The organism is Hyalangium sp., from assembly GCF_035629615.1.
GTDB lineage: Bacteria > Myxococcota > Myxococcia > Myxococcales > Myxococcaceae > Hyalangium.
The window spans coordinates 1-9120 of the sequence record NZ_DASPHO010000250.1; the positions used below are offsets into that span (position 1 = coordinate 1).

The 9120-nt window shown below is 68.5% G+C and carries 7 protein-coding genes; 3 read left to right on the plus strand and 4 right to left on the minus strand.

Going from position 1 to position 9120, the window contains the following annotated elements; translation table 11 throughout:
- The coding region (purL, locus tag VD972_RS12575) for a phosphoribosylformylglycinamidine synthase (RefSeq protein WP_324985872.1) at window positions 1-2767 on the plus strand (2767 nt) is incomplete at its 5' end.
- Between the two features lie 196 nt (window positions 2768-2963).
- Here purL and VD972_RS12580 read toward each other — a convergent pair.
- The 3 genes from VD972_RS12580 to VD972_RS12590 form a co-directional block, all read right to left on the minus strand.
- Window positions 2964-3530, minus strand: a complete 567-nt coding sequence (locus VD972_RS12580) for a DUF99 family protein (RefSeq protein ID WP_324985875.1) — start codon at window positions 3528-3530, stop codon at window positions 2964-2966.
- 197 nt (window positions 3531-3727) lie between these two features.
- The gene (locus VD972_RS12585; RefSeq protein ID WP_324985878.1) at window positions 3728-4531 is read right to left on the minus strand and encodes a slipin family protein; all 804 of its coding nucleotides are present in this window, start codon (window positions 4529-4531) and stop codon (window positions 3728-3730) included.
- Between the two features lie 327 nt (window positions 4532-4858).
- The gene (locus VD972_RS12590) at window positions 4859-5062 is read right to left on the minus strand and encodes a cold-shock protein (protein WP_324985882.1); all 204 of its coding nucleotides are present in this window, start codon (window positions 5060-5062) and stop codon (window positions 4859-4861) included.
- Between the two features lie 428 nt (window positions 5063-5490).
- On the opposite strand from VD972_RS12590, the gene VD972_RS12595 reads away from it, so the two are divergent.
- Together VD972_RS12595 and VD972_RS12600 are read left to right on the plus strand one after the other, a co-directional pair.
- Window positions 5491-5859: a hypothetical protein gene (locus VD972_RS12595; protein WP_324985885.1), complete on the plus strand. Its 369-nt coding sequence runs from the start codon at window positions 5491-5493 to the stop codon at window positions 5857-5859.
- Window positions 5856-6176 (plus strand): transcriptional regulator, encoded by a 321-nt coding sequence (locus VD972_RS12600; RefSeq protein WP_324985888.1) that lies wholly within the window; start codon window positions 5856-5858, stop codon window positions 6174-6176. The genes VD972_RS12595 and VD972_RS12600 overlap by 4 nt, the downstream gene beginning before the upstream one ends.
- 91 nt (window positions 6177-6267) lie before the next feature.
- Here the strand turns inward: VD972_RS12600 and VD972_RS12605 are convergent, their stop codons facing one another.
- The gene (locus tag VD972_RS12605) at window positions 6268-8766 is read right to left on the minus strand and encodes a sodium-translocating pyrophosphatase (RefSeq protein WP_324985891.1); all 2499 of its coding nucleotides are present in this window, start codon (window positions 8764-8766) and stop codon (window positions 6268-6270) included.
- Between the last annotated feature and the right edge of the window lie 354 nt (window positions 8767-9120).

The following is a 9120-nucleotide window of genomic DNA, read 5'->3' on the forward strand; positions in this document are numbered from 1 at the left end:
CAACAACGAGTTCGGCCGGCCGAACCTGTGTGGCTACTTCCGCAGCTTCGAGGCACAGGTGCCCACGCCTGAGGGCATGGAGGTGCGTGGCTACCACAAGCCCATCATGATCGCCGGAGGCCTGGGCAACATCCGCGCCCCGGACGTGCAGAAGGGGAAGCTGCGGGCCGGGGACAAGATCATCGTGCTGGGTGGGCCGGCGATGCTCATCGGCCTGGGCGGTGGCGCGGCCTCCTCCATGGCACAGGGGGCGAGCGCGGCGGACCTGGACTTCGCCTCGGTGCAGCGGGACAACGCGGAGATGGAGCGGCGCTGTCAGGAGGTCATCGACCGCTGCTGGGCGATGGGGGAGACGAACCCCATCCGGTCCATTCATGACGTGGGCGCGGGCGGCCTGTCCAACGCGGTGCCGGAGCTGGTGCACGACAACGGGCTGGGCGGGTACTTCGAGCTGAGGACCATTCCCAACGCCGAGCCGGGCATGTCCCCGGTAGAGATCTGGTGCAACGAGGCGCAGGAGCGCTACGTGCTCGCGGTGGCACCGGAGGACCTGGAGCGCTTCGCTGCCCTGTGCGAGCGGGAGCGCGCGCCCTACTCGGTGCTGGGCGAGGCCACGGTCGAGCAGGTGCTGAAGCTGGGGGACTGGCACTTCGGCAACATGCCCATCGATCTGCCGATGGACGTGCTCTTTGGCAAGCCGCCGCGCATGCACCGGGACGTGAAGTCGCGCCCGCTCACCCACGCGCCGCTGAAGCTGGAAGGAGCGGAGCTGGGGGACATGGTGGCGCGGGTGCTGGAGCACCCGACGGTGGGGGACAAGTCCTTCCTCATCACCATTGGGGACCGGACGGTGTCGGGGCAGACGAGCCGCGATCAGATGGTGGGCCCGTGGCAGGTGCCGGTGGCGGACTGCGCGGTGACGCTGACGACGATCACCAGCCACACGGGCGAGGCCATGGCCATGGGCGAGCGGACGCCGCTGGCGCTCATCGACGCGGCGGCCTCGGCGCGGATGGCGGTGGGGGAGGCGCTGACGAACATCGCCGCGGCGCGGATCGAGCGGCTGTCGGACGTGAAGCTGTCCGCCAACTGGATGGCGGCGGCGGGCAGCCCGGGAGAGGACGCCAACCTCTACGCGGCAGTGCACGCGGTGGGGATGGAACTGTGTCCGGCGCTGGGGCTCACCATCCCGGTGGGCAAGGACTCCATGTCCATGCGCACCGTGTGGGAAGAGCAGGGCGTGCGCAAGGCCGTGGTGGCGCCGGTGTCGCTCATCGTCTCGGCGTTCGCGCCAGTGCGCGACGTGCGGAAGTCGCTGACGCCCCAGCTCCGGGAGCTGCGCGAGGACACGCGGCTGCTCTTCGTCGATCTGGCGCGGGGGCGGCAGCGCCTGGGTGGCTCCGTGCTGGCGCAGGTCTACGAGCAGGTGGGGACGGAGAGCCCGGACGTGGAGGATCCAGCGCTGCTGCGCGGCTTCTTCGCGGCCCTGCAGGAGCTGAATGAGGCTGGGCGGGTGCTGGCGTACCACGATCGCTCGGACGGTGGCCTGCTGGCGACGCTGGCCGAGATGGCCTTCGCCGGCCACTGTGGGCTGGACGTGGATGTGGCGGCGCTGGGAGCACAGGCCATCCCGGCGCTCTTCAACGAGGAGCTGGGGGCGGTGCTGCAGGTGCGCGCGGCGGACCTGGGGTCCGTGAGAGAGGCGCTGGCGCGGCATGGGCTGGGCGCACAGGGCCACGAGCTGGGGCGGCCTCGGGCGGAGCTGGAGGTGCGCCTGCGACAGGGGGAGAAGACGCTGCTCGCAGTGCAGACGATGGCGCTGCGCCAGTACTGGTCCCGCGTCAGCTACGAGCTGCAGAAGCTGCGGGACAACCCGCGCTGCGCGGAGGAGGAGTACGCCGCGAAGTGCGACGCGAATGACCCGGGCCTCTCACCGCGGCTCACGTTCGATCCGAAGGAGGACGTAGCGGCACCCTTCATCGCCAAGGGCGCGAGGCCTCGGGTGGCGGTGCTGCGCGAGCAGGGGGTAAACAGCCAGATGGAGATGGCGGCGGCCTTCACGCGCGCGGGCTTCACGGCGGTGGACGTGCACATGAGCGAGCTGATCGCCGGGCGCGTGTCGCTGAAGGACTTCGCGGGCGTGCTGGCGTGCGGTGGCTTCTCCTACGGGGACGTGCTGGGCGCGGGCGGCGGCTGGGCGAAGTCCATCCGCTTCAATGCGCGCACGAGGGACGAGTTCGCTGCCTTCTTCGCGCGCCCGGACAGCTTCGGCCTGGGCATCTGCAACGGCTGCCAGATGATGGCGCAGCTCAAGGACATGATCCCGGGCGCGGGGCACTTCCCGCGCTTCGTGCGCAACGCCTCGGAGCAGTTCGAGGCGCGGCTGTCGCTGGTGGAGGTGGCGGAGAGCCCCTCGCTGTTCTTCAAGGGCATGGCGGGCAGCCAGCTGCCCATCGCCGTCTCTCACGGCGAGGGCTTCGCGGAGTTCCCGAGCGCGGAGGAGGCGGCACGGGTGAACAAGCTGGGGCTGGTGACGGCGCGCTTCGTGGACAACCACGGGCGGGTGACGGAGACGTACCCGGCAAACCCGAATGGCTCTCCCTTCGGCATCTGCGGGCTGACGACGGAGGACGGGCGCTTCACGCTGATGATGCCGCACCCGGAGCGGGTACACCGGACCGTGCAGCACTCATGGCACCCGAGCGACTGGGGTGAGGACGGGCCGTGGATGCGCCTGTTCCGCAATGCCCGGGCGACTCTGGGCTGAGGCCCTTCGGGCGCGAGCCCTGCCCCTCTTCCCAGGCCGGCGATTCGGGGTGGGCCTGCTAGCGGCGGCGCCCGGAATGAACCTGTCAGACAAGCAGACAGGTTGGCGCAGGCTGCGCCCGGCGGGTGGCTCCCGGCAAGCTCGGAGCGGAGGCGCAGCGGGCGGGCTCAGGCGCATGGGCGGAGCACGCGAAGGGCTATGCCCGGTGGCTGCTCTCGCCCGTCACTACCGCGGAGCCGATGAGGTGAGCCAGCCGCAGTGGCTCCGGGACGAGGCCCCGGTCGGTCACGTGTGCGAGGGCCTCTGCCACCTCGGCAGGCTCCGCGCCCTGCACCTGGAAGGTGAAGCCACCGAGCTGATGAATGGGCCCCGCCCGCTTCAATAACGCCAACCGCTGCTCCGCACGCGGGAGCCGCCGAAGCGCCCGCTCCACCGCGGCCAGGTCCGGCATGCGTCGCATCACCGCCACACACGGACGCTTCAGGCGGGCCGCCAGAGCGGGCAGGTCCACCACGTTGAAGCCACCGAAGGCAATGCCATCCAGCAGCACCAGGTGGATCTGCGGGAGGAACTTGCCGCCCTCCAGCAGTCGGCACACCTCCTGCGTCGCAGTCCACCCATCCTTGCGCACGCGCCCCCAGACGAGCCCCTCAAAGCGAGTGCCGCTGCACACCACGCCCACCACGGGCACGACGGCGCCAGGGCGGCGCTGGAAGGGGCCATCATCGAAGCCGATGACGCGGGGAAGGCGGGGCAGGCGCATGGGAGGCAGCCAGCGCTCGGGCGGCGCAAGGGGGAAGGTACAACATGAGTGCGTCCAGCCGAGTGCTGACGGAAAGGGCTTCCAAGCTTGTGGGATGGATTCGCTAGGCACTGCCGAGCCAATGGGAGCGTCCCAGAAAAGCTCCTGTGCTTCCAGTCGCTTGACACGTCCTCCTGGCTCCTCGGGGCGCCGTAGGTCTACTCAGCAGCGGGCTCACCCTCGGGAGCAGGCTCCGTGGGGCCAGCGGCGCTCCGGCGGCGCCCCAGCAGCGACAGGTGCGGCCCCATGCCCACCACGAAGGTGTTACCGGGAGTCGTGCTCGCGCTGCCGAGTGTCTGGAGCGTGCGGAGCTGCAGGAGCGCCGGGCTCTGCTCCACCATACGTGCCGCGTTGGCCAGGCTTCGCAGCGCCGCCGTCTCTCCGCGCGCCTTCTCCAGCGTCGCCAGGCCCTCCTTCCGGGCCTTGAGCGCCTCGGCGAAGGCGCGCCGCAGCTCCGCCGGCAGCATCACATCCTTGAGCTCCACCGCCTCCACCGCGAGCCCGATCCCCCGCGCCTGCTCGGCCACCCGCGCGAGCAGCCCCTCGCTCAGCGCCACCCGCCCCGAGATGAGCTCCTCCAGCGGGTGCTGCCCCGCCTCCGTCCGCAGGGCGAGCTGCACTGCGAGGTAGAGGTGGTCCGTGTAGCTCTGCACCCGGTGATGAGCCACATCCGGCGCCACCACCGCATAGCGCACCGCGACGCTCACCTTGAGCGTCACCTGGTCTCGGCAGAGCACCTCCTGGCCGGGCACGGTGAGGCTGCGAAGGCGCAGGTCGACGAGCTCCACATGCTGGGTGGCTCGCCACAGCCAGTACAACCCGGCGCTGAGCGTCCGCTCGTAGCGCCCCTGAGTGTAGAGGAGCCCGGCATGGCCCTCGGGGACCACGGTCTTGCGCACCACGAACCGGGCGGTCAACAGCACCGCGAGCAGCAGCACCACTGCGAGGAGGACGTGGGTCATGCGCGCATCCTTTCAGGAAGAAAGCGGAGACCTCGGAGGAGCCCGGTGAGCGGGCGGGGACTCTTCGCCCGCATGGCCCGCCGCTCGGTGCGCCCGAGAGCGCTGGTCCCCGAGGCCCCCGTGGGGAGTTGAACCCCGCCCATGTCTGGGTATGCCAGGAGCAGAGACGCGCGACGCAGGACCCGATCCGACGATGTCTTCACGGGCTGACGGCGATAGTCTCCATGCGCAGCGACGCGCGTACGACGCAGGGCCTGACTGCGGAAAAACGAAAGCCCGACCTCCTTCGAGGAGGCCGGGCTTCAGAACATCACCTGGGCTTGTGTCTCAGGCAGCGCGGACGTCCTGCGCCTGCAGGCCCTTGGGGCCCTTCGTCACCTCGAACTGCACCTTCTGGCCCTCGGCCAGCGTGCGGAAGCCATCCATATTGATCGCGGAGTGATGGACGAACACGTCCTCACCGCCGCCATCCTGGGTGATGAAACCGAAGCCCTTCGCGTCGTTGAACCACTTCACAGTACCTGTTGCCATGAGCCTTCTTCTTTCGTTGCGAGGCGGCTTCCGCCGCCCTTCTGAAGCCCGAACCGGGTGAAGCCCGAGCCGAGCGAGCGCGACGTAGCCCGTCTTCTCCAGAAAGTCGAGAGGCTACCAGCATAGGCTGTAAGAGATGCGAAACAGGAACACCCTTGCGAGAGCATTCCAGCGAGACAAGCGGGGGGACAAGGCTCCTCGCCCGGGCGCGCCATGAATAGCTTTGAGAGTAAAACTTCCAGGAGGCTCGGATGGCGGAGCTAAACCCTCTCCAAGACACGCATTCTCCGCGGGTCCCCCTCTTATGTGAGAGGGGTTACGCACTGCGCCATATCTGGGATCGAAGCGCCGCGGCAGGCATCCTCTCCCGGCCTCTTGCGGGAGGACTGCCGCTGCGCCGCTGGCTGCCTCAGGATGCCCACTCGCTGTTGGATCTCGCAGCAGGTCTGGCGGTCGCGGTCGCGGGGCGGTTCTCCAGGGGCGGCGTGGCGCGGCGGGTGGGCCTGGGGCTGGGCCTGGGGCTCGTGGGCGTCACCCTGCTGACGGACAGCCGGCTCAGTCTCTCCCGCCTCCTTCCCATTGAGCTGCACGAGCTGGCGGATCATGGCTGGGGGCTGGCTGTCATCGCCGCGCCCTTCGTGGGCAGCTACACGCGCCGGTCCCCCGGAGCCGCCGCGGTGCACGTGCTGGCGGGGGCAGCCGTCCTCCTGGGCGCGCTCGTCACGGACTACCGCTGCCGCAGCGGCATGCACCTGGGCCACGAGCGGATGACGGACCCGGGGCCCGTGGGCGCATGAACGATCGAGGCCCTCCGGCCCGTGGCACCACCGTGCGCGGCGCACTCGAGGCAGCGCTCGCCGCCGCGCCGGAGCCGGGCCTCACCGCGCGCGAGCTCTCGGCCGCGGTGGGCATCCCGGAGAAGGACGTGGCCGAGCACCTCGTCCACCTGGAGAAGTCCCTCAAGGCGCTGGGAGGAAAGCTCGAGGTGCTGCCCGCCGAGTGCCTGGCCTGCGGCTTCGTCTTCCGAGACCGCAAGCGCTTCACCCGCCCGGGCGCCTGTCCTGAGTGCCGGGCCACCCGCATCGACCCGCCCGCCTTCCGCCTCGGGCCCTGAGGGGCCCTGAAAAGCAGAGCGGCAGGGCACCCGGGGCACCCTGCCGCTCGTGAGGCTTCCGTGAGGCAGGGGCCTACGCCCCCTTCACGGGCTACTTACCTTCGGCCGCGCTCCGCATCGGCGTTTCGATGCGCATGCTGTAGAACGACCGGTACACGAAGATGACCGAGAGGAGGAAGAACACTCCGGACAGCACGTGGGTGAGCGTGGTGTTGCCGGACTTGTTCAGCTCCACCGCCATCTCCACCGCGAGCAGGCCGAACAGGGTGGTGAACTTGATGACCGGGTTGAGCGCCACGGACGAGGTGTCCTTGAACGGGTCGCCCACCGTGTCGCCCACCACCGTGGCTGCGTGCAGGTCCGTACCCTTGGCGTGCAGCTCCGTCTCCACCAGCTTCTTCGCGTTGTCCCATGCGCCGCCCGCGTTCGCCATGAACACGGCCTGGTACAGGCCGAAGATGGCGATCGAGATCAGGTAGCCGATGAAGAAGTACGGCTCGGCGCAGGCGAACGCCAGGGTGCTGAAGAAGACGCCCAGGAAGATGTTGAGCATGCCCTTCTGCGCGTACTGGGTGCAGATCTCCACCACGCGCTTCGAGTCCTCCACGCTCGCCTTCTCCACTCCCTCCAGCTTGATGTTCTTCTTGATGAACTCCACCGCGCGGTAGGCGCCCGTGGACACCGCCTGCATGGAGGCGCCGCAGAACCAGTAGATGACCGAGCCGCCCGTCACCAGGCCTAGCAGGAAGGGAGCGTGCAGCAGCGACAGCTTGCCCAGGCCCTCGGTCTTGAGCGACAGGATGCCGTTCACCGTCTCCGTGCCCACCAGCAGCACGATGATGGAGAAGATCATCGTCGTGGCGCCTACCACCGCGGTGCCGATGAGCACCGGCTTGGCCGTGGCCTTGAACGTGTTGCCCGCGCCGTCGTTCTCCTCCAGGTACTGCTTGCCCTTCTCGAAGTCCGGAGTGAAGCCGAAGTCCTTGTTCACTTCCTCCTTCACGTTGGGGACGTTCTCGATCAGCGACAGCTCGTACACGCTCTGTGCGTTGTCCGTCACCGGGCCATAGCTGTCCACCGCGATGGTGACCGGGCCCATGCCCAGGAAGCCGAATGCCACCAGGCCAAACGCGAACACCGCCGGGGCCAGCATCAGCGTCAATGGCACATACGTGCTCACCCAGAAGGCCAGGCCCATCAGCCCCGCGATGATGATGCCCATCCAGTAGGCGGAGAAGTTGCCGGCCACCAGGCCGGAGATGACGTTGAGGCTGGGGCCACCCTCGCGGCTGGCCGTCACCACCTCGCGCACGTGGCGGCTGTCGGTGGAGGTGAAGACCTTGATCGCCTCCGGGATGATGGCGCCTGCCAGCGTGCCGCAGGTGATGATCAGCGACATCTTCCACCACAGCGAGCCGTCACCGGCCAGGTCGGGGATGAGCAGGTAGCTGACCACGAAGGTGAGGCCCACGGACACGATGGAGGTGAGCCACACCAGGAACGTCAGGGGGTGCTCGAAGTTCATCTTGTCCACGTTCTTGTACTTGTTGCTCTGGATCAGCTCGTTGATGCCGTAGGACAGCAGACTGGCCAGCACCATCACGATGCGCATCACGAAGATCCACACCAGCAGCTGCACCTGGAAGGCCGGGGGCACCGCCAGCAGGATGAAGGTGATGAGCGCCACGCCCGTCACGCCGTAGGTCTCGAAGCCGTCCGCCGAGGGGCCCACGCTGTCGCCCGCGTTGTCGCCCGTGCAGTCGGCGATCACGCCCGGGTTGCGCGCGTCGTCTTCCTTGATCTTAAAGACGATCTTCATCAGGTCCGAGCCGATGTCGGCGATCTTCGTGAAGATGCCACCCGCGATGCGCAGCACGCTGGCGCCCAGCGACTCTCCGATGGCGAAGCCGATGAAGCACGGGCCCGCGAAGTCGCGCGGGACGAAGAGCAGGATGATGAGCATCAGCAGCAGCTCGGTGCTGATGAGCACCATGCCGATGGACATACCCGCCTGCAGGGGGATGGCGTAGGTGGGGTAGGGCTTGCCGCGCAGGGAGGCGAACGCGGTGCGGCTGTTGGCGAAGGTGTTCACCCGGATGCCAAACCACGCCACGCCGTAGCTGCCCGCGATGCCGACGAGGCTGAACAGGAGGATGGCGAAGAGCTTGGCCGGGGCCTCGCTCAGCATGTGCTGGAGGAAGCCGAAGTAGCCGACCATCACCACCAGCAGCAGCGCCCACAGGCCGAGGATGAACTTGCCCTGGGTGATGAGGTACGTCTTGCACGTCTCGTAGATGAGCTCGGAGATCTCCAGCATCGCCCGGTGCACGGGCAGCTTCTTGAGCTGGCCGTACTGGAGGAACCCGAAGCCGAGGCCGAGCACGCACACGGCGATGCCAGCCAGCAGCAGCTGGTAGCCGTTGAGCGCGCCATTCATGAACGTCTGGGAGGTGAAGTCCGGGAGGACGAGGTCCGCCTCGCTGGCGCGGGCGGTGCTACCGGCAAGGACGGCCAGGAGTCCGAAGACCCGGGCGGCCGTGCCGGTGACGCCCTTCCAGAGGGCGTTCATCGGTGAAACGGTGGGTGTCATGGGGGTGCAACTCCTCAAGAGAGAAAATTCGAGGGGTTGGCCGCCTGCGGGCGGGGACACCGCACGCCGACGCTTCAGCACAGCCTCGCCCTTCAGGGCCACGAAGCGCCCAGAAGGCGGCGGCCGCTTAGCACGGCCCGGGTGTGGAAGTCGACTTCTACTGTACGACACGGTCGAAGGGCAGGGGCCCTCCCCCGAGGTCTACCGGTCTCCCATAGGCCGCCACGAGGAGGACGTCCCCGTTGGGAACCGCTGCCGAACGCAAAAACGCCTGGCTGTCCCCCAGCACCAGCGCCCGCGACCTTGGCATGGCCCCCACGCCCTCACCCGCGACCGACCCGCCCTACCTTCCCC

What these genes read in the sequence shown, in the direction of transcription:
- VD972_RS12590 (WP_324985882.1), bottom strand. Translation starts at nt 5,062, where the DNA reads ATGGCAACAGGTACTGTGAAGTGGTTCAACGACGCGAAGGGCTTCGGT.
- VD972_RS12580 (WP_324985875.1), bottom strand. Translation starts at nt 3,530, where the DNA reads ATGCGCCTGCCCCGCCTTCCCCGCGTCATCGGCTTCGATGATGGCCCC.
- VD972_RS12605 (WP_324985891.1), bottom strand. Translation starts at nt 8,766, where the DNA reads ATGACACCCACCGTTTCACCGATGAACGCCCTCTGGAAGGGCGTCACC.
- VD972_RS12585 (WP_324985878.1), bottom strand. Translation starts at nt 4,531, where the DNA reads ATGACCCACGTCCTCCTCGCAGTGGTGCTGCTGCTCGCGGTGCTGTTG.
- VD972_RS12600 (WP_324985888.1), top strand. Translation starts at nt 5,856, where the DNA reads ATGAACGATCGAGGCCCTCCGGCCCGTGGCACCACCGTGCGCGGCGCA.